This is a genomic window from Vannielia litorea (assembly GCF_019801175.1).
GTDB classification, from domain to species: Bacteria; Pseudomonadota; Alphaproteobacteria; order Rhodobacterales; family Rhodobacteraceae; genus Vannielia; species Vannielia litorea_B.
On sequence record NZ_JAHVJR010000001.1, the window covers coordinates 1,716,889 to 1,735,918 of the forward strand.

The following is a 19,030-nucleotide window of genomic DNA, read 5'->3' on the forward strand; positions in this document are numbered from 1 at the left end:
TCTTCCTAGACAATCCGATGCGCATCTGAAAGCGTCGCCGCCATGCAGGCGCTCTCCCAATCCCCGACCGACCCGGCTTTCGTGCAAGACCCCTACCCGTTTTATCACCGCGCCCGCGCCGCCGGAGACCTGTTTCTGTGGGAGGATTATGGCCAACTCGCCGCCGCAGGCTACGCCCAGGTCAAACGCCTGCTGAAAGACCGTCGCCTCGGTCGCGAGATGCCCGCCGGTCTCGCGCCGCCCGTGCCCGAACGGCTGCAACCCTTCTACGATGTCGAGGCCCACTCGATGCTCGAGCTGGACCCGCCCCGCCACACCCGCCTGCGCGGGCTGGTGCTGCGGGCCTTCACCTCCGCCACCGTCGAGGCGCAGCGCCCGGCAATCGAGGCACTCTGCACCGATCTCATCGCCCGCTTCCCCTCTGGTCCCTTCGACCTGCTCGAGGCCTTCTGCCGCCCGCTCCCGGTGATCACCATCGCCACCCTGCTCGGCGTCGATACGGCCCGCGCGCCCGATCTTCTGGCCTGGTCCAACGCCATGGTCGGCATGTATCAGGCGGGCCGCACCCGCGCGATGGAAGAGGCCGCCATCGCCGCCACGCAGGCCTTCACCGCCTTCCTCGCCGAGGAGATCACCCGCCGCCGCGCCAGCCCTTCCGATGATCTCATCTCCCAGCTCATCGCCGCCGAGGCCGAGGGCGAGAAACTCACTGCAAACGAGCTGACCTCCACCGTCATCCTGTTGCTGAACGCCGGGCACGAGGCCACCGTTCACTCCCTCGGTAACGGGGTAAAACTCATTTGCGAACATGAGCTTGCAGCCCATGCTTCATCCGCCGAGAACGCCCCGCTGCTGACCGAAGAGATCCTCCGTCACGCCCCGCCGCTGCACATCTTCGAGCGCATCGCCCGCGAGGATTTCGAGATCTACGGGCATCACCTCAAACGCGGCCAGCGCATCTCCTGCCTGCTCGCCGGAGCCAATCGCGACCCCGATGCCTACCCCGACCCCGACAGCTTCAACCCCACCCGCCGCGGCCCCTCCAACATGGCCTTCGGCGCCGGGCTGCACTTCTGCGTCGGCGCGCCGCTCGCCCGGCTCGAGTTGCAAATCGCCCTGCCAGCCCTCTTCACCGCCTGCCCCGGCCTCTCGCTCGCCGAGCTGCCGCTCTACGCCCCCGTCTACCACTTCCACGGGCTGGAAAAACTGATCGTCACCGCCTAACCTCCTGACCATTCATTCAGGAGTTTCTCATGCGGTTCGCCCTTCTTTTCCTCGCCCTTTCCCTCTCTCCGGCCACCGCGCAGGAGCGCGTGCTCACCCCCGAGCGGGCCTCGGGCTACGATGGCATCATCAGCCAATGCGTCACCCTCACCCGCGAGAGCTTCGCCAATGACATGTGCGCACCGCTGGCCACCTCGGTCGCCGGAATGGCCTCCAAAGCGGGTCTCAAGCACCGCCACCTCGGCCTGACTGAATGGGGCTTCGGCACCGATGTGTTTCCACCCACGCCCGACGACCTCGACTTCATCGCGCCGCTCAACCTGACCTTCTACATCCGCGCCACCGCAGGGCCGAACAGCGGCATGATCTGGGCCTCGCTCTACCGCGAAGTGCCCGAAGGGCGGCTGGTGCTCTGGGAGGATTCCGGCATCGGCGCAGGCGAGCAAAGCGTCATCCGCGACGGCCTCTCCACCGGCCTAGCCCGCAAGCTCGAACCGGTCTTCGACGCGCTCGCCGAGGCAAATTAACTTACCCGCCCAACCACTTCACTTCATTGCTAAATCAAAGCAGGCACCCGCAGGCCGGAACGCGCTCCAACTCCCGGCTCACTCCCCACCAACAGGCAACGCCGTGGTGCTCTTGATCTCCTCCATCGAGAGCAGCGCCGTCACGTTGTGGATCTTCACCTCCGAGATCAGCGCCTGGTAGAATTCGTCGTAGGCCCGCGCGTTCGTCACCTGCACCTTCAGGATGTAATCGATATCCCCCGCCAGCCGGTGCGCCTCCAGCACCTCGGGCCTCGCCCGGAGCGCTTTGAGGAACTTCTGCTGCCAGTCCGCCTCGTGCTCTGAGGTGCGGATCAGCACGAAAAAACAGGCCTCCAGCCCCAGCGCCTCGGCGTTCAGCAGCACGGTGTTCTGCCGGATCACCCCGGCCTCCCGCATCTTGCGCACCCGATTCCAAACCGGCGTCTTCGAACTGCCCACTTTCTTGGCAATTTCGTCCAAGGATTGCGCAGCGTCAGCTTGCAGTTCCGCAAGGATTTTCCGGTCGATCTTGTCCAAACGGACAGACATTCGCATTTCTCCAGCTTTGTTGGAATTCCGGCCCTACAGGAGAGTTTCTCGGAACGTTTTTCCCTAACTGCCGCGAAGCCCTGCCAATTACCAGAACAAAATTCTATATCTTCCCCTACGCAACAGGAGCCGCCGCAATGCAGCATTTTCCGATCTTCGTGAACCTCCGTGGTGAGCGCGTCACCCTCTCCGGTGGCGGCGAGGCCGCGCTGGCCAAGCTGCGCCTGCTGCTGAAGACGGAAGGTGACATTCACGTCTTCGCCGCCGAGCCCCACGCCGATCTTGAAACGCTGGCCGATGAGGGCCGCCTCACGCTCCACCGCCGCGCCGCCCGCGCGGGCGACTTCACCGGCAGCCGTCTCGCCTATGGCGCCAACGAAGACCACGCCGAAGACACCCGCATCAAGGCGCTGGCCGAGGCTGAGGGCGCGCTGGTCAACATCGTCGACGACCTGCACAACAGCCAGTTCATCACCCCAGCCATCGTCGATCGTGACCCGGTGACCGTGGCGATCGGCACCGAGGGCGCCGCCCCCGTGCTCGCCCGCGCCATCAAGCGCGACCTCGAAGAGCGCCTGCCCAGCTCGCTCGGCCTGCTCACCCGCATCGGCAAGGCCTTCCGCACCGCGGCTGACGCCCTGCCGATGGGCAAGAAGCGCCGCGACTTCTGGGCCGACTACTACTTCAACGAGGGCCCCAAGGCGCTCGCCAAGGGCGAAGAGAGCGCCCGCGAGGCGCTGGACGCTCTGCTCACCCGCCACCTCTCCGAGGCCCCCGAGCCCGGCGAAGTCGCCTTCGTCGGCGCTGGCCCCGGCGATCCCGAGATGCTCACCCTCGCCGCCCGCCGCGCGCTGGATGAGGCCGAGGTGATCATCCACGATGGCCTCGTCTCGCCCGAGATCCTCGAACTCGCCCGCCGCGAAGCGCTGATGATCGACGTGAGCAAGAAGGGCTTCGGCAAGTCCACCCCGCAGGAGGCGATCAACGCGCTGATCGTCGGCCACGCGCTGAAGGGCGAAAAGGTCGTGCGCCTCAAGGCGGGCGATCCCGGCGTCTACGGCCGCCTCGACGAAGAGCTCGACGCGCTCGCCCCCCACGGCATCGCAACCCGCATCCTGCCCGGCATCACCGCCGCCTCCGCCGCTGCCGCCTCCATCGGCCAGAGCCTGACCAAGCGGGGCCGCAACTCCGATCTTCGATTTCTGACCGGGCATGACACCAAGGGCTTCACCGAGCAGGACTGGCACGCGCTGGCCGCGCCCGGTGCCGTCGCCGCCATCTACATGGCCAAGAAGGGCGCGCGCTTCCTGCAGGGCCGCCTGATGATGCACGGCGCCTCCCCCGCCACCGATGTCACCGTGGTCGAGAACGCCTCGCGCCCCGATACCCGCATCCTGCATACCACCCTTGCCGCCCTGCCCGAGACGGTCGAGGGCCTTTCCGGCCCCGCCGTCCTCCTCTATGGCCTCGCCCCGCGCGACGCCGCCACCGAACTCAAGCTGAAGGCCGCCCAGTAATGCCCAAGCCATTCACCCCCAAGGTCGTCACGGCCAATGCGCTGATCGAAGGCGACGTGATCTATCTCACCAACTCCGGCGAGTGGTCACGCCGCCACGAGGATGCCCGCCTCTTCACCGAGGAAGCCCCCGCCGAGGCCGCGCTCTCCGCCGCCGCGCTGCAGGCCTCCGAGATCGTTGGCGCCTATCTCGCCGATGCCGAGGCCACGCCCAAGGGCCCCAAGCCCACCCACTTCCGCGAGGCCTTCCGCGCCACCGGCCCCTCCAACTACGCCCACGGCAAACAGGTGGACCTCTGATGTACAGCTATACCGACTTCGACGAAGCCTTCGTCCGCAACCGCGTCAGCCAGTTCCGTGCCCAGGTGGAGCGCCGCATCGACGGCTCGCTCACCGAGGACGAGTTCAAGCCGCTGCGCCTGATGAACGGCCTCTATCTTCAGCTCCACGCCTACATGCTGCGCGTGGCCATCCCCTATGGCACCATCTCGGCCCGCCAGATGCGCCAGCTCGCCTTCATCGCCGACAAGTGGGACAAGGGCTACGGCCACTTCACCACCCGCCAGAACATCCAGTACAACTGGCCCGCGTTGAAGGACGTGCCGGATATGCTCGAGGCGCTGGCCGACGTGCAGATGCACGCGATCCAGACCTCCGGCAACTGCATCCGCAACGTGACCTCCGACCATTTCGCTGGCGCCGCCGGCGACGAGGTGGCCGATCCGCGCCCCTACGCCGAGCTGCTGCGCCAGTGGTCGACCGATCACCCCGAGTTCCAGTTCCTGCCCCGCAAATTCAAGATCGCGGTGACCGGCGCCGAGGCCGACCGCGCGGTGATCCGCGCCCACGACATCGGCCTGCAACTGGTCGAGCAGAACGGCGAGATCGGCTTCAAGGTCATCATCGGCGGCGGTCTGGGCCGCACGCCCATGATCGGCAAAGTGGTGCGCGAGTTCCTCCCCGAGGCCGACCTGCTGCCCTACTGCGAGGCCATCGTCCACGTCTACAACACGCTCGGCCGCCGCGATAACAAGTACAAGGCCCGCATCAAGATCACCGTCCACGAGAACGGGATCGACACGATGCGCGAGCTGATCGAGGCCCGCTTTGCCGAAATCCGCCCCGAGTTCACCGGCGTCGACCAAGAGATGCTCGCCGCGATCAAGTCCCAGTTCGCAACGCCCGCGCTCCGCGAGGGCGACGTGGCCGCCTATGAGGCCGCCCGCGACATGGACCCTGTCTTCCGCGCCTGGGCCGATACCAACCTGACCGCGCACCGCGATGCGGACCACGCCATTGTCACAATTTCGATAAAGGCCCACGGTAAAACACCCGGAGATGCAACCTCCGACCAGATGCGCCTGATGGCCGCCTTGGCGGAAGAGTATGCCCACGGAGAGCTGCGCATCAGCCACGAGCAGAACGTCATCCTGCCCCATGTCCACAAGGGCGACCTGCCCGCGATCCACGCGGCGCTGAAGGCCGCCGGGCTGGGCACCGCCAACATAGGGCTGGCCTCCGATATCATCGCCTGCCCCGGCATGGATTACTGCGCGCTGGCCACCGCCCGCTCGATCCCGATCGCGCAGGAAATCGCCACCCGCGTCGACGAGCTGAAGATCGAGCACGAGGTCGGTGAGCTGAAGATCAAGATCTCCGGCTGCATCAACGCCTGCGGCCACCACCACGTGGGCCACATCGGCATCCTCGGGCTGGATCGCGCTGGCGTCGAGAACTACCAGGTCACGCTGGGCGGCGACGGCACGCAGGATGCGGCCATCGGCACCCGCATGGGGCCGGGCTTCTCCGCCGAAGAGATCGTGCCCGCCATCGAGCGGCTGATGCTGGCCTACCTCGAGCTGCGCGACGCGCCCGAGGAGACCTTCCTCGCCACCTTCCGCCGCCTTGGGGATGCGCCCTTCAAGGCCGCCCTCTACCCCGAAAGCGAGGCCCGCAATGCCGCGTGATACCGTCACAGGCGTGACCGACGAGGTGGCCGAAGCCCGCGCCGCCGCCGAGGCCCGCGCCCTCAACGAACGGTTCGCCGGGGCCACGGCGCAGGAAGTCCTGCGCCACGCCCTGACCGATCCGGCGATGGGCCGCATCGCCACCGTCAGCTCCTTCGGGGCCGAGTCGGTGGTGCTGCTGCACATGATCTCCCAGATCGACCGCGCCGCGCCCGTGCTCTTCATCGACACCCAGATGCTCTTTGAAGAAACGCTGCAATATCAAACCGATGTGGCCGAACAGCTCGGCCTCACCGGCATCGAGGTGGTGCGTGCCCCCGCGCCTGAGCTGGCCAAGGCCGACCCGGACGATACCCTGCACAAGCGCTCCACCGACGCCTGCTGCGACCTGCGCAAGACCGTGCCGCTCGCCAATGCCCTGCTGGCCTATGATGGCTGGGTCACCGGCCGCAAACGCTTTCAGGCCGAGGCCCGCGCCGCGCTCGATTACTTCGAGAGCGAAGGCCCCCGGGTCAAGGTGAACCCGCTCGCAGGCTGGTCCGCCACCGACCTCAAGGCCTACATGGATGAGCACGATCTGCCGCGGCACCCGCTGGTCGCCAAGGGCTACCCCTCCATCGGCTGCTGGCCCTGCACCACGCCCGTGAAAGAGGGCGAAGACCCGCGCGCCGGTCGCTGGCGCGGCGAGGAAAAGGAAGAATGCGGCATCCACTTCATCGACGGCAAAGTGGTCCGCGGCCCCCTGCCCGTGTCCGAGCCCGCCTCTGACCCCGTCGCCGAAGCCGCCCCCGAGAGAAAGAGCGCCTGACATGACCGAGCTTACGACCGAGACTGCAAACATCATCGTCACCGACAGCGGCTTCACGGCAGAAGACTGGACCCACGGCTTCACCCCGCTCGAAGAGCTGGGTGCCAACTCCGCCGCCCCCGCGCTCGCGGTCGATCTTGGCCCCGCCGACGATCCGGCCACGCTCTCGGCACGTCTTGATGAGATCGACCTGATCCGCGTCGCCTTCCCCAGCTTCGCCGATGGCCGCGGCTTCACCCATGCCCGCACCCTGCGCCGCATGGGCTTTTCCGGCCGCCTGCGCGCCGCCGGTCACGTGATCTCCGACCAATATGCCATGGCCCGCCGCTGTGGTTTCGACGAGGTCGAAATCTCCCCCGAGCTGGCCGCGCGCCAGCCCGAGGCCGAGTGGAAGTTCCGCGCCGACTGGCAGGCAAACGACTATCAGGCGCGCCTGCGCGCCTGAGCCCCTTGGAACGCCTTCAAAAATCCTGATAGAGATCAAAGCAGCAAGGAGCCGCGAGGCTGTAAGAGCCAGCGACCAGTATCCATGACCGAACAGAGCCCCGTGACCGAACAAGCCGCACAACCCGTCAAAGCCAAGCCCGCCCTCCCCGATGCCCAGACCGTGACGGAGGTGAAGCACTACACCGACCGTCTGTTCAGCTTCCGCTGCACCCGGCCCGCCTCCCTGCGCTTCCGCTCCGGCGAGTTCGTGATGATCGGCCTGATGGGCGACCCCGATCCGAAGACCGGCAAGGTCAAGCCCCTGCTGCGCGCCTATTCCATCGCCTCCCCCTCCTGGGACGAGGAGCTGGAGTTCTATTCCATCAAGGTGCAGGACGGCCCGCTCACCTCCAAGCTTCAGCACATCCAGCCCGGCGACGAGTTGATCCTGCGGCCCAAGCCCGTCGGCACGCTGGTGCATGACGCCCTTCTGCCCGGCAAGCGCCTGTGGTTCTTCGCCACCGGCACCGGCTTCGCCCCCTTCGCCTCCCTGCTGCGCGAGCCGCAGACCTATGAAGATTACGACGAAGTGGTGATCACCCACACCTGCCGCGAGGCCGGCGAGCTGACCTATGGCCGCGACCTGATCGAGGGCCTCAAGGACGACGAGCTGCTGAACGAGGTGATCGGCGAGGGCTTCTGGAAGAAGATCAAGTACTACCCCACCACCACCCGCGAAGAGAGCGCCAAGATGGGCCGCATCACCGACCTGATGCGCACCGGCGAGGCCTTCTCCGACCTCGGCGTGCCCGAGCTCAACCCCACGACCGACCGCGCGATGATCTGCGGCAACCTCGCCTTCAATCTCGAACTCAAGGAGATGCTCGAGGCCTACGGTCTCGAAGAGGGCGCCAATTCCAAGCCCGCGCATTACGTGGTCGAAAAGGCCTTTCTCGACTGATCGCTGTGGCGCGGTGGGTCTTGCCCCGCCGCGCCTTTCGCCCTAGGCGGGGGCATGGATACCGCCTTCCTCATCTCTGCCTTCGTCACCCTCTTCGTGGTGATCGACCCGCTGGGCCTGGCCCCGCTCTTCGCCGCGCTCACCCATGACGAAACAGAGGGCCGCCGCCGCGCCATCGCCATCCGCGCCGTGGCCATCGGCTTCTCCATCCTGCTGATCTTCGGCCTTGCCGGTGAGGCGGTGCTCGAATTCGTCGGCATCTCCATGCCGGCCTTCCGCATCTCCGGCGGCCTGCTGCTGTTCCTCACCGCGCTCGAAATGCTCTTCGAGCGCCGCACCAAGCGCCGCGAGGATCAGGCCGAGGAGGATCGCCCCGATCCCTCCATTTTCCCCCTCGCCACGCCGCTCATCGCCGGGCCGGGCGCCATTGCCTCGATGATCCTGCTCTCCGGCTCCCCCAATGCCGACTGGACGACCACCTTGCAGGTGATCGGCGTCATGGCCACCGTGCTCACCATCGTCCTGATCCTGTTTCTCGGCGGCGGGCTTCTGTCGCGCCTGCTTGGCAAGACCGGCATCAACGTGGCCACCCGCCTGCTCGGCATGTTGCTCGCCGCCCTCTCGGTCCAATTCGTGATCGACGGGCTGCGCGACCTCTCCCTGCTCTAGAAATGCGCCGCGCCCCCGCCTAAATACCTGATATGGACGGCGATACCCTCGGACGGCTCACCTACCTCATCCTGCTCGGCGTCTTCGTCGGCAGCTACTTCTTCGTGTCCGGCCGCACCAACTGGGGCCAGACCGCCCGCCACGCCGCGCTCTGGGTCTTCATCTTCCTCGGCGTCATCGTGGCTTACGGCCTCTGGGATGACGTGCGCCGCGAGGTGATGCCGCAGCAATCGGTCTTCGAGGGCGATGGCCGGGTCGAGGTGCCGGTTTCTCCCGATGGGCACTACTACCTGACGCTCGAGATCAACGGCGCCCCCACCCGCTTCGTGGTGGATACCGGCGCCTCCGACATGGTGCTCAGCCGCGACGATGCCCGCGCCGCCGGGATCGACCCGGAGACCCTCGCCTACATGGGCCGCGCCAACACGGCGAACGGCGAGGTCCGCACCGCGCTAGTCCGGCTCGACGAGGTGCGCCTCGGCGACATAACCGATCGCGGCGTGACCGCGCTGGTGAACGACGGCGAGATGATGGGTTCCCTCCTCGGCATGCGCTACCTCGAACGCTTCGCCTCCGTCAGCTTCTCCCGCGGCGAGATGATCCTCCAGCGCTGACCCGCTCAAGCGGATTTCTATGCGCCGGGCATATTTTTCATTGGCCCCCGCTCCGTCCCGGCCCGACGCTCGGCGCATGCGCCCTGTTGGCGCACCTAGGGAGGAATACCATGAAACGCACCCGCCTGACCGCGGCCGCGCTGCTGCTTGCCGGCAGCCCCGGCCTCGCCACCGCCGCCCCCGATGCCAAGGGCTGCGCCGCCCTGCGCGGCCTCTCCGTCGCGCCCGAGGCCATCGGCCTGCCCAGCGGCGGCGCCGACATTCACACCGTCACCTTCATCGAAACACCGACGCCCTATTGCCAGGTGAACGGCGCCATCGACCCGGTCGACCCATCCGCGCCCGACATCAACTTTCAGGTCAACCTCCCCGCCGAGTGGAACGGCAAGGCCCTCCACTACGGCGGCGGCGGTTACAATGGCGCCCTCGTCACCGGTCTCGATCAGGCCAAGTTCAACCCCGCCTCCGAGCCGACCCCGCTCGAAAAGGGCTACGCCACTTGGGGCAGCGACAGCGGCCACCAATCCGGCTCCTCGCTCTCCGGCGCGTTCATGCTGAACGAGGAATCCCTGCGCAACTTCGGCGGCGAACAGCTGAAGAAAACCCGCGATGCCGCCATGGCCGCGCTCGAGGCCTTCTACGGCGAGGCCCCCTCCCGCACCTATTTCCAAGGCAGCTCGCAGGGCGGCCACGAGGCGATGATCGCCATCCAGCGCTGGCCCGATGACTACGACGGCGCCGTCGTCGTCCACCCCGCCAACCCCGTTGTCGGCCTGCAACTCTCAGGCAACCGCGCGGGCCAGGCCTTCTACGCCGAGGGCGCCTACATGTCCCCCGCCGATGTCGAGCTGCTGAACGGCGCGGTCTTCGCCGCCTGTGACAGTCTCGACGGCGCCGAAGACCGGCTGATCGGCAATATCGCCGCCTGCGAGGCCGCCTTCGACGTGCAGTCGCTCGCCTGCGAGGGCGACACTGCGCAGGAGGGCCAGTGCCTGACCCAAGCCCAGATCACCGCGCTCGATGTTATCGCCACTCGCACCCCCACACCGCCGCTGCAAGGCGGGGCCGAGGGCTTCTCCGGCTGGCCGATCTATCTCGCGGGCGATCTCTACGGCCTCTGGGGCATGGGCAAATCGCCCGAGCTCACCAACCCGCCAACCCCGGTCGCCAACTTCGGCCTCGCCGTGCTGGCCGACCCGATGATCCGCTACGGCGTGCTGGCCGACCCGGACGCCAACACGATCGAATTCGACGCAAAGGCCCACGCCGCCCGGCTCACCGAACTGTCCGAAATCACCGATGCCGTGGCCGCCGATATGTCGGGCTTTGCCGACAAGGGCGCCAAGGTGCTGCTGATGCACGGCATCACCGATTTCGCCATCCCCTTCGGCAACACCGTCGACTGGTACGAGCGCGTGGTGGCCGAAATGGGCGAGGAGGCCACCCGCGACTTCCTGCGCTTCTGGCTGGTTCCCGGCTTCGGCCACGGCTCCGGCGAGTTCCAGATGCGCTGGTCCAGCCTCGATGCGCTCGACGCATGGGTCGAAGAGGGCACCGCCCCCGAGGGCCTCGTGATGACCGACGCCGCCGAAGCCACCGCAGGCCGCAGCCGCCCGATGTGCGAATACCCCGCCTTCGCGCGGCTGAACGAGGGCGCCAACGACCTCAACGCCGCCGCCAGCTACAGCTGCGTCACCGAGTAACCAACGCATTTTCTTGGCAAAAAATCTCCCGCCGGAGGCTGAAATACTTCTTGGGCCTTCGGCCAACCCGGCCACCCAATGGCCAAACCTTCCCGCCCGCGCCACAAGCGCAGGGCGGGACTTTTCTCGCCATCCCGTAGAGCGGCTCCTACCCGCCGCTCTCCGCCTTTTTCTCCCAGCGCCCGCTCTCTTCCGACCAGTACTCAGCCGCAGCCCCGGCCCCGGTGAGCGCCTTCCACTGGCCCCGTGCATGCTGCACGGCATCCGGGTCGTGCCCGTCGAACAGCACACAGACCCGCTCCAGCGCGGCCACCTCACCGGCTTCCACCGCCGCGCCATCCACCGCCATCAGGCAGGTGGCGCCATTGGGCAGCGCGGCCTCGGTGGTCAGCAGCACCGGCTGCAAGGCGTCATGCGGCCCGCCCGCCAGCCCGTGAGCCAGAAACTGCTCATCCGGCCCCTGCCACAGCTTCTCGTCAAGCCAGCCCATCCGCCCCGGGTCACGGCCCCGCACCGCCACCCACCAGCCCGCAGCAAGGCTGCGCTCCAGCAGCACCGGGAGGGTCGCCTCCAGGGGCCGCTGGGTCAGGTGGTAGAACATGGCCTTGCCCATACCGGTCAGCCTTCGTAGCCGTCCGCGATCATGCGGTTCAGCGCCAGCACGCCCCAACCCGAGGCCCCCTTCGGCCCCAGCGCAGGCGCATCGGCAGGTTGGGCGACACCCGCGATATCAAGGTGGATCCACGGCGTTTCGTCCTTCACGAAGCGCTTGAGGAACTCGGCGGCGGTGACAGAGCCGCCCCAGCGGGTGCCCACGTTCTTCACATCCGCCTTCCGGCTCTTCAGCTGCTTGGCGTAGGCCTTGCCCAGCGGCATCCGCCAAGCGCCCTCGCCCTCGGCGGCAGCAGCCTTCAGGAAGGCCCCGGCAAACCCGTCGTCGTTGGAGAACACGCCCGCGTTCTCATGGCCCAGCGCCACGATGATCGCGCCGGTCAACGTGGCGAGGTCCACCATCGCGCTCGGCTTGAACCGCTCCTGCGCATACCACATGACATCGGCCAGAACGAGGCGGCCCTCGGCGTCGGTGTTGATCACCTCCACCGTGTCGCCCTTCATCGAGGTCACGATATCGCCGGGCCGCTGGGCGCGGCCATCGGGCATGTTCTCGACGAGGCCGACGAGGCCCACCACATTGGCCTTGGCCTTGCGCGCCTTCATCAGCTGCATCACGCCGCTGACCACGCCCGCGCCGCCCATGTCCATCGTCATGTCTTCCATGCCGCCCGCGGGCTTGAGGCTGATGCCCCCGGTGTCGAACACCACGCCTTTGCCCACCAGCGCCAGCGGGGGCTCGTCACCGCCGCCGTTCCACTGCATAACCACCACCTTCGAGGGGCTCTCCGAGCCGATGCCCACACCAAGCAGGCAGCCCATGCCGAGCTTCGCCAGCTCGTCCTCCTCGAGCACCTCCACCGTGAGGCCATCGCCCTCAAGCGCCTTCAGCCGGTCGGCAAAGCTGGTGGTGGTCAGCACGTTGGCGGGCGCATTCACCAGATCGCGGGTAAAGGCCACGCCTTCGGCCATCGCCTGCACCACGCCCGCGTCGATCTCATCGGGACTGTTCGCCATCACGGTGATCTCCACCGCCGGCTTGGCCTCTTTCGAGGTCATCTCCACATAGTCATAGGCCCCCAGCAGCGCGCCCAGCACCACTTCGCCCGCCCGCTTGGTGGCGCCCGCCAGCACCAGCACCGGTCCCTCTCCCGCCGCCTTGCCAATCAGCGCCCCCGCACGCCGAGCCGCCTCCACCGTAGGGCGGCGCGAGAGGCGGATCACCTGCACCACCTCGGCCTCCATGCCTGCGGGGAAGGTCAGCTCCTTGGCCTCGCCCTCCTCCAGCTTGCCCCAGCTCTCGCTCTCCACCAGCCGCTTCAGCGCGCCCCGGCTCAGCCGGTTCACCCGCCGCGCGGGGACGTCCAGCTTGCCCTCCTCGGGCACCAGCACCACGACCCGCCCTTTCGCGCCGGCAATGGCCTCGATATCGGTCTCGGTGATGGTGAAACGGGGCAGATCGGTCATGGGGCGACTCCTTTGATTGCGTGCCGCCCATAGCTAGGGCGAAACCGCCCCGAAGGAAAAGGGGGGCTGCGCGGCGTCAGCCTCCGGGCGGCTCCAGCCGGTGGCGCTCGGGCGAGCGCGGGTGCTCCGGGCGCAGCCCGAGGCCCACCACCGCGCCAACGCGGCGTTGCAGCCAGGGAATGGCCGAGACGATCCGCAGCGGCAGTGGCGCGCGATCCGGCGGCGCTTCGCCGCCCTCGCGGCTCTCGAGGATCGGGCCGAGCAGCCGGTTCTGAATCAGCCCCTGCAAAGCCTGCGTCGCCCGCGCCGGCCAAGCCCGGCGGCGGCGCAGCGCCTCAAGATCCACCTCCCCAAGCCGCCCCTCCGCCAGCGGCCCGGCAAAAAGGTTGGCGGCGGCGACCGCATCCTGCACCGCAAGGTTGATCCCCACCCCGCCAATCGGCGACATCGCATGCGCCCCGTCACCGATCATCACCAATCCGGGGCGCGACCACCGCTCCAGCCGGTCCATGCGGACCGTGAGCAGCTTCAGCGCGTCCACGTCCTCCAGCTGCGCCACCACGCCCGCAAACTCAGGCACCGTCGCCGCCACCTCGCGGCGAAAGGCCTCGATCCCCGCCGCCCGCACCTGCGCCGCGCCGCCCTTGCGGATCACATAGGCGCATTGAAAGTAATCGCCCCGGTCGATCGTCACCAGAATGCGCCCGCCCCGGCTGCGCACCAGCGGCTCCGGCGCATCGGCGCTCTGCTCCCCCTCCGGGCGCGGCAGCGAAAACCATAGCACATCAATCGGCGCGCCCACCTCCTTCAGCGGCAGCCCCGCCGCCTCCCGCACCCGGCTGTGCCGCCCGTCCGCGCCGATCACAAGTCGCGCCGTAACGCGCCGCTCGCAGCCCTGCTCCAACACCGTCACCCCGCCCACCGCGCCCTCCGGCCCGTCCACCACCAGCCCGGTCACCTCGGCCCTCATCCGCAGCTCGAACCCCGGCAATTGCGCCCCGGACCGCGCGATGAAATCCAGCAAGTGCCACTGCGGCACCATCGCGATGAACCGGCACCGCGCCTTCAGCCGCGAAAAATCCGCCACCGCCACCCGCTCGTCGCCAAAGACCCCGCCAAGACGCGGCAATCGGCTATGCGGCAGCTCCAGAAAGCTGTCCAGCAGGCCGAGATCACCGAAAATATCCAGCGTGGAGGGGTGGACAGTGTCGCCGCGAAAGTCGCGCAGGAAGTCGCCGTGCTTTTCCAGCACCAACACCCGGCAGCCAGCGCGGGCAAAGAGCAAGCCCGCCATCATGCCAGCCGGCCCGCCGCCGGCGACGATGCAATCGTACTCCGGTGCCACAGTCATTTCGGCCACCTTCCGCAACCTGCGCACCCTCAGCCTGCCCCGGCATCATTGCCTGTTTCAACCCCGCCCGCGATCCGCTAGATTTCCCGGCAACCAGAACAACACCGCCGGGGCAGTCCGCGTGCCGAAATACGACCGCTACATCCTGTCCCAGCTCCTCGTGCTCTTTGGCTTCTTCTCGCTGGTGCTGGTCTCGGTCTATTGGGTCAACCGCGCGGTGATCCTGTTCGACCAGCTCATCGCCGATGGCCAGTCCGCCGGGGTCTTCGTGGAGTTCACCGCGCTCTCGCTGCCCAACGTGATCCGCCTCGTGCTGCCGATGGCCGCCTTCGTCGCCACGGTCTACGCCACCAACCGGCTGGCCTCGGAGTCCGAGCTGGTGGTGATCCAGGCCACAGGCTTCTCGTCGTGGCGGATGGCGCGGCCAGTGCTGTTCTTCGGCCTCTTCGTGGCTCTGCTGATGGCCGCGCTGGTGCATGTGCTGGTGCCCACGTCCCGTGGCCAATTGGCCGAGCGGCAGGCCGAGATCGCCAACAACATCACCTCCCGGTTCCTCACCGAGGGGCGGTTCCTGCATCCGGCAGATGGCATCACCTTTTACATCCGCCAGATCTCGCCCGAGGGCGAGTTGCGCGACGTGTTCCTGTCCGACGCCCGCAACCCCGGTGAACGCACCACCTACACCGCCACCCGCGCCTTTCTGGTCCGGCAGGAGACCGGCCCCAAGCTGGTGATGTTCGACGGCGCGGCCCAAACCCTCTCCGCCGAGACCGAGCGCCTCTTCACCACCGCGTTTTCCGACTTTTCCTACGACATCGGCGCACTGATCACCGCGCGCGAGTTCGCGATGACAGACATCCGCCACTACCCCACACCCGCGCTCTTCGCGCCAACGCCGGAGATATTGGAAATCACGGGGCGCTCCCCGGCGGAGTTCACCTACGAGGCCAACCTGCGCATCGCCCAGCCCTTCATGGCACTGGTGGCGGCGCTGATCGGCTTCGCCACACTGATCACCGGCAGCTTCTCCCGCTTCGGGGTCTGGCGGCAGATCCTCGTCGCGGTCGGGCTGCTCATCGTGGTGCAGGTGCTGGAGACCGTGGCCGCAGGAGCCGCCCGCAAGGATGCCGCGCTCTGGCCGCTGGTCTACGTGCCAATCCTCGTCGGGCTGGCGATCACCGCGGCGCTGCTGTGGTATGCCGACAGGCCCTTCCTCTTCACCCGCAGGCGCCGGGTCAATGGCACGGCGGAGGCGGCGGCATGAGGCTCCACCTCTACTTCGCCCGCAAGTTCGCCTTCGCCCTCGCGGGCGTCTTCGCGGTCTTTGCCATCCTGCTGACCCTGCTCGACATCGTCGACCAGATGCGCCGCTTCTCCGACGCGGGCATCTCCTTCGGCGGGGCCTTCGAGCTCTCGCTGCTGTCGGTGCCGCAAACGCTCTACCGCATCCTGCCGCTGATCGTGCTGCTGGCCACGCTGGTCCTGTTCCTCGGCCTCGCCCGCAGCTCCGAGCTGGTGGTCACCCGCGCCGCCGGGCGCTCCGCCATGCGCGCGCTGATCTCCCCCGTGGTCGTGGCGCTGCTGCTCGGCGCCCTCGGCATCGCGGTGATGAACCCCATCGTCGCAGCCACACAGGTCCGCTACGAGCAAAAGTCGGCCGATCTCGAGGCCGGCGGCGGCTCGGTGCTCTCTATCTCCGGTGAGGGTCTCTGGCTCCGGCAGGGCGGCCCCGAGGGGCAAATGGTCATCCGCGCGTCCCGCGCCAACCTCGAGGGCACCGCCTTCGAAGGCGTCACCTTCATCAGCTTCGCGCCCGAAGGCGCCGAGGTCCAGGGCCCGGTGCAACGGATCGAGGCCGCCTCCGCACGGCTCGAACCGGGCCGCTGGGTGCTGGAAAACGCAAAGGTCTGGCCCCTCGTCGGCGTGCCCAACCCCGAGGCCGCCTCCTCCCGCGCGATGGAGCTGGAGCTGCCCTCCACGCTGACACTCGACCAGATCCGCGACAGCTTCGGCACCCCCTCCGCCATCCCGATCTGGGAGCTGCCCGCTTTCATCGCCAACCTCGAAGGCGCAGGCTTCTCGGCCAAGCTGCACCGGGTCTGGATGCAGATGGAACTGGCGCTGCCGCTCTTCCTCATGGCGATGGTGCTTGTCGGGGCGGGCTTCACCATGCGCCACACCCGCTTCGGGCGCACCGGGGTGATGGTCCTGCTGGCGCTGATGCTCGGCCTTGCGCTCTACTTCATCCGTAACTTCGCCCAGATCCTCGGCGAAAACGGGCAGATCCCGGTGTCGATGGCCGCGTGGACACCGCCCGTCGCTGGAATCCTCGCCTCCCTCGCCCTGCTCCTGCATCTGGAGGACGGATGATGCGCGCGCTCTTCGCCCCACTCCTTGCGGCCCTCTGCCTCGTCGCCGCGCTCACCGGCCCGGCCAACGCCCAATCCGCCGGATCGGAGGACGACGCCGTCCTGCTGGCCGATCGCGTCGAGATCGCCGGCAACGACCAACTGATCGCCACCGGCAACGTCGAGGTGCTCCAAGGCACCACCCGGATGACCGCAAGCCGCATCCTCTACGACCAGAGCACCAACATGCTGGTGATCGACGGCCCGATCACCCTCACCGACGGCGCCGACACGGTGATCCTCGCCTCCGAGGCCGCCCTCTCGACCGATCTGCGCAACGGCCTCCTGCGCTCCGCCCGGATGGTGCTGAACCAGCAACTCCAGCTCGCCGCGGCAGAGATCAACCGGGTGAACGGCCGCTACACCCAGCTCTACAAAACCGTCGCCTCCACCTGTCAGGTCTGCGGCAAACGCCCCGTGCCGCTCTGGCAGATCCGCGCCAAGCGGATCATCCACGATGAGGAGGCCCGCCAACTCTACTTCGACGGCGCTCGTTTCGAGGTCGCCGGGGTGCCGATCATGTACCTGCCCCGCCTGCGCCTGCCCGACCCCACGCTGAAGCGCACCACCGGCTTTCTGGCCCCAACCTTCCGTTCCACCGACAAACTCGGCTTCGGGGTGAAGATCCCCTACTTCATCACGCTGGGCGACCACGCCGACCTCACGCTCACGCCCTACCTCTCCACCAACTCCACCCGCACGCTCGAGATGCGCTTCCGCCGCGCCTTCCGCGCTGGCACGCTCACCTTCAACGGCGCCGTCTCCGAGGATGACATCCGCGAGGGCGAGCTGCGCTCCTACGGCTTCGTCGAAGGCCAGTTCGACATCGGACGGGGCTACGAGCTGACCTTCGATGTCGAGACCGTCTCCGACACCGGCTACCTGCTCGACTACGGCTATTCCGACAAGGACCGGCTCGACAGCACCGTTGCCATCGCACGCACCCGGCGCGACCAGAACTTCCAGTTCAACATCACCGCCTACCGCTCCCTGCGCGACGGCGAGAGCAACGAGACCCAGCCCACCATCACCGCCGACCTGCACTACGAAAAGCGCTTCACCCCGCGCTGGATTGGCGGCTCGGCGGGCTTCACCTTCGATCTGCACAACCACTACCGGCGCTCCGAGCTGGATGTGGACAGCGTCGACGACGACCTGATCGTCGATGGCCGCGATGTGACCCGCGCCTCCGCCCGGCTGGATTGGCGCCGCGACTGGCTGCTCAGCAACGGCATCCTGATCGGCGCCCTCGGCGCGGTGAACTTCGACTGGACCAGCGTCACCGACGATGCCGCCTATTCCGAGAGCGTCTTCGAAGTCACGCCGCAGGCCGCCGTCGAGCTGCGCTGGCCCTTCATCCGCCGCTCGCCCTACGCCACCCACATTCTCGAACCCATCGTGCAGGTTGCCTGGACCCCCGAATCCGACACCGCCCTGCCCAACGATGAAAGCACCCTGCTGGAACTCGACGAGGGCAACCTCTTCTCGCTCGACCGTTTCCCCGGCGGCGATGTCTACGAGCGCGGGCTGCGCACCAACATCGGCCTCCGCTGGACCCGCTTCGATGCCAACGGCTGGACCCTCGGCGTCACCCTCGGGCGCATCATCCGTTCCGAAGATCTCGGCCAGTTCGCCGGTTATCCGGGGCTGGAGGGCCGCAAATCCGACTGGCTCGCAGCGGTGCAACTGGAGCTGCCCAACCGGCTGACCCTCACCAACCGCGCCCTCTTCGATGACAATTTCTCCTTCGCCAAGAACGAGCTGCGCGCCGCATGGCGCAGCGACCGGCTCGCAGTCGCAGGCTCCTACATCTGGATGGAGGCCAACCCGCTGGAGGAGCGCCCGCTCGACGTAAACGAGCTGACCCTCGACACCGCCTGGCAGGTCGATGACAACTGGCTGCTCTCGCTCGACTGGCGCTACGACGTGGAGCAGGACCGCGCCGCCGAGGCCACCTTCGGCGTCGAATGGCGCAACGAATGCGTCGAGGTCGATTTCACCGTCTCCCGTCGCTTCACCTCCTCCACCGCCGTCGACCCCACCACCGACATTGGCCTTCAGGTCTCGCTCACCGGCTTCGGCGCGGGCCGCGCCTCCCAGCGTCACCTCGCCCGCGCCTGCCGTGGCTGAGCCCGTCCCGGCGCGCGCGCTCATCACGATCCCGCCAGCCCCGCCGAAGGCCCGCCAAATGCGCTGCCGCCGCCGTGCCTTGCGGGCGTGACAAACCC

18 protein-coding genes are annotated in these 19,030 nt (G+C 67.7%); 14 read left to right on the forward strand and 4 right to left on the reverse strand.

The features are described 5' to 3' along the window. Window positions 1–42 precede the first annotated feature (42 nt). Both KUV38_RS08550 and KUV38_RS08555 read left to right on the forward strand, forming a co-directional pair. Window positions 43–1,224 carry a cytochrome P450 gene (locus tag KUV38_RS08550; RefSeq protein WP_222469633.1) on the forward strand — a complete coding sequence of 394 codons (1,182 nt, stop codon included), beginning with the start codon at window positions 43–45 and terminating at the stop codon, window positions 1,222–1,224. Window positions 1,225–1,253: 29 nt separating this feature from the next. Beyond that, window positions 1,254–1,751: a hypothetical protein gene (locus tag KUV38_RS08555; protein WP_222469634.1), complete on the forward strand. Its 498-nt coding sequence runs from the start codon at window positions 1,254–1,256 to the stop codon at window positions 1,749–1,751. 78 nt (window positions 1,752–1,829) lie between these two features. Here KUV38_RS08555 and KUV38_RS08560 read toward each other — a convergent pair whose 3' ends face one another. Beyond that, on the reverse strand, window positions 1,830–2,300 hold the full coding sequence (locus tag KUV38_RS08560; protein WP_222469635.1) for an Lrp/AsnC family transcriptional regulator: 471 nt from the start codon (window positions 2,298–2,300) through the stop codon (window positions 1,830–1,832). Window positions 2,301–2,437: 137 nt separating this feature from the next. Here KUV38_RS08560 and cysG point away from each other — a divergent pair, with 137 nt between their 5' ends. The 9 genes from cysG (at window position 2,438) to KUV38_RS08605 (ending at window position 10,964) form a co-directional block, all read left to right on the forward strand. Then, window positions 2,438–3,817, forward strand: a complete 1,380-nt coding sequence (gene cysG / locus KUV38_RS08565) for a siroheme synthase CysG (protein ID WP_222469636.1) — start codon at window positions 2,438–2,440, stop codon at window positions 3,815–3,817. Then, window positions 3,817–4,116, forward strand: a complete 300-nt coding sequence (locus KUV38_RS08570) for a DUF2849 domain-containing protein (protein ID WP_222469637.1) — start codon at window positions 3,817–3,819, stop codon at window positions 4,114–4,116. Before cysG ends, KUV38_RS08570 begins: the two co-directional genes overlap by 1 nt. After that, window positions 4,116–5,783, forward strand: a complete 1,668-nt coding sequence (locus tag KUV38_RS08575) for a nitrite/sulfite reductase (RefSeq protein ID WP_222469638.1) — start codon at window positions 4,116–4,118, stop codon at window positions 5,781–5,783. Before KUV38_RS08570 ends, KUV38_RS08575 begins: the two co-directional genes overlap by 1 nt. After that, window positions 5,773–6,591, forward strand: a complete 819-nt coding sequence (locus KUV38_RS08580) for a phosphoadenylyl-sulfate reductase (protein WP_222469639.1) — start codon at window positions 5,773–5,775, stop codon at window positions 6,589–6,591. Before KUV38_RS08575 ends, KUV38_RS08580 begins: the two co-directional genes overlap by 11 nt. A 1-nt stretch (window position 6,592) precedes the next feature. Next, a complete protein-coding gene (locus KUV38_RS08585) occupies window positions 6,593–7,036 on the forward strand; it encodes a DUF934 domain-containing protein (protein WP_222469640.1) in 444 nt (147 codons plus the stop codon). Window positions 7,037–7,120: 84 nt separating this feature from the next. Next, window positions 7,121–7,978: a ferredoxin--NADP reductase gene (locus KUV38_RS08590; protein ID WP_222469641.1), complete on the forward strand. Its 858-nt coding sequence runs from the start codon at window positions 7,121–7,123 to the stop codon at window positions 7,976–7,978. A gap of 54 nt (window positions 7,979–8,032) precedes the next feature. Beyond that, window positions 8,033–8,647 (forward strand): MarC family protein, encoded by a 615-nt coding sequence (locus KUV38_RS08595; RefSeq protein ID WP_222469642.1) that lies wholly within the window; start codon window positions 8,033–8,035, stop codon window positions 8,645–8,647. A 32-nt stretch (window positions 8,648–8,679) separates the two neighbouring features. Further along, window positions 8,680–9,261, forward strand: coding sequence for a TIGR02281 family clan AA aspartic protease (locus tag KUV38_RS08600; RefSeq protein ID WP_222469643.1), 582 nt, complete (start codon window positions 8,680–8,682; stop codon window positions 9,259–9,261). Between the two features lie 110 nt (window positions 9,262–9,371). Beyond that, entirely contained in the window at window positions 9,372–10,964 is a 1,593-nt protein-coding gene (locus KUV38_RS08605) for a tannase/feruloyl esterase family alpha/beta hydrolase (RefSeq protein WP_222469644.1), read from the forward strand. Between the two features lie 148 nt (window positions 10,965–11,112). Here the strand turns inward: KUV38_RS08605 and KUV38_RS08610 are convergent, their stop codons facing one another. From KUV38_RS08610 to KUV38_RS08620, 3 genes are all read right to left on the reverse strand, one after another. Beyond that, the gene (locus KUV38_RS08610) at window positions 11,113–11,577 is read right to left on the reverse strand and encodes a DNA polymerase III subunit chi (protein ID WP_222469645.1); all 465 of its coding nucleotides are present in this window, start codon (window positions 11,575–11,577) and stop codon (window positions 11,113–11,115) included. A gap of 5 nt (window positions 11,578–11,582) precedes the next feature. Further along, window positions 11,583–13,043: a leucyl aminopeptidase gene (locus tag KUV38_RS08615; protein WP_222469646.1), complete on the reverse strand. Its 1,461-nt coding sequence runs from the start codon at window positions 13,041–13,043 to the stop codon at window positions 11,583–11,585. A 76-nt stretch (window positions 13,044–13,119) separates the two neighbouring features. Next, window positions 13,120–14,394 carry an FAD-dependent oxidoreductase gene (locus tag KUV38_RS08620; protein WP_222469647.1) on the reverse strand — a complete coding sequence of 425 codons (1,275 nt, stop codon included), beginning with the start codon at window positions 14,392–14,394 and terminating at the stop codon, window positions 13,120–13,122. 121 nt (window positions 14,395–14,515) lie between these two features. Between KUV38_RS08620 and lptF the strand changes: the two genes are divergently transcribed. From lptF to KUV38_RS08635, 3 genes are read left to right on the forward strand one after another with little or no spacing between them, the layout of a single operon-like run. Further along, window positions 14,516–15,658, forward strand: a complete 1,143-nt coding sequence (gene lptF / locus KUV38_RS08625) for an LPS export ABC transporter permease LptF (RefSeq protein WP_410000874.1) — start codon at window positions 14,516–14,518, stop codon at window positions 15,656–15,658. Then, window positions 15,655–16,764 carry an LPS export ABC transporter permease LptG gene (lptG, locus tag KUV38_RS08630; RefSeq protein ID WP_222469649.1) on the forward strand — a complete coding sequence of 370 codons (1,110 nt, stop codon included), beginning with the start codon at window positions 15,655–15,657 and terminating at the stop codon, window positions 16,762–16,764. The genes lptF and lptG overlap by 4 nt, the downstream gene beginning before the upstream one ends. Further along, a complete protein-coding gene (locus KUV38_RS08635; RefSeq protein ID WP_222469650.1) occupies window positions 16,761–18,932 on the forward strand; it encodes an LPS-assembly protein LptD in 2,172 nt (723 codons plus the stop codon). The genes lptG and KUV38_RS08635 overlap by 4 nt, the downstream gene beginning before the upstream one ends. Window positions 18,933–19,030 lie beyond the last annotated feature (98 nt).

Coding starts and splice junctions, on each gene's coding strand:
- KUV38_RS08555 (WP_222469634.1), top strand. CDS start 1,254: ATGCGGTTCGCCCTTCTTTTCCTCGCCCTTTCCCTCTCTCCGGCCACC.
- KUV38_RS08570 (WP_222469637.1), top strand. CDS start 3,817: ATGCCCAAGCCATTCACCCCCAAGGTCGTCACGGCCAATGCGCTGATC.
- KUV38_RS08580 (WP_222469639.1), top strand. CDS start 5,773: ATGCCGCGTGATACCGTCACAGGCGTGACCGACGAGGTGGCCGAAGCC.
- KUV38_RS08620 (WP_222469647.1), bottom strand. CDS start 14,394: ATGACTGTGGCACCGGAGTACGATTGCATCGTCGCCGGCGGCGGGCCG.
- KUV38_RS08585 (WP_222469640.1), top strand. CDS start 6,593: ATGACCGAGCTTACGACCGAGACTGCAAACATCATCGTCACCGACAGC.
- KUV38_RS08595 (WP_222469642.1), top strand. CDS start 8,033: ATGGATACCGCCTTCCTCATCTCTGCCTTCGTCACCCTCTTCGTGGTG.
- KUV38_RS08610 (WP_222469645.1), bottom strand. CDS start 11,577: ATGGGCAAGGCCATGTTCTACCACCTGACCCAGCGGCCCCTGGAGGCG.
- KUV38_RS08560 (WP_222469635.1), bottom strand. CDS start 2,300: ATGTCTGTCCGTTTGGACAAGATCGACCGGAAAATCCTTGCGGAACTG.
- KUV38_RS08590 (WP_222469641.1), top strand. CDS start 7,121: ATGACCGAACAGAGCCCCGTGACCGAACAAGCCGCACAACCCGTCAAA.
- KUV38_RS08615 (WP_222469646.1), bottom strand. CDS start 13,043: ATGACCGATCTGCCCCGTTTCACCATCACCGAGACCGATATCGAGGCC.
- KUV38_RS08600 (WP_222469643.1), top strand. CDS start 8,680: ATGGACGGCGATACCCTCGGACGGCTCACCTACCTCATCCTGCTCGGC.
- lptG (WP_222469649.1), top strand. CDS start 15,655: ATGAGGCTCCACCTCTACTTCGCCCGCAAGTTCGCCTTCGCCCTCGCG.
- cysG (WP_222469636.1), top strand. CDS start 2,438: ATGCAGCATTTTCCGATCTTCGTGAACCTCCGTGGTGAGCGCGTCACC.
- KUV38_RS08635 (WP_222469650.1), top strand. CDS start 16,761: ATGATGCGCGCGCTCTTCGCCCCACTCCTTGCGGCCCTCTGCCTCGTC.
- KUV38_RS08550 (WP_222469633.1), top strand. CDS start 43: ATGCAGGCGCTCTCCCAATCCCCGACCGACCCGGCTTTCGTGCAAGAC.
- KUV38_RS08575 (WP_222469638.1), top strand. CDS start 4,116: ATGTACAGCTATACCGACTTCGACGAAGCCTTCGTCCGCAACCGCGTC.
- KUV38_RS08605 (WP_222469644.1), top strand. CDS start 9,372: ATGAAACGCACCCGCCTGACCGCGGCCGCGCTGCTGCTTGCCGGCAGC.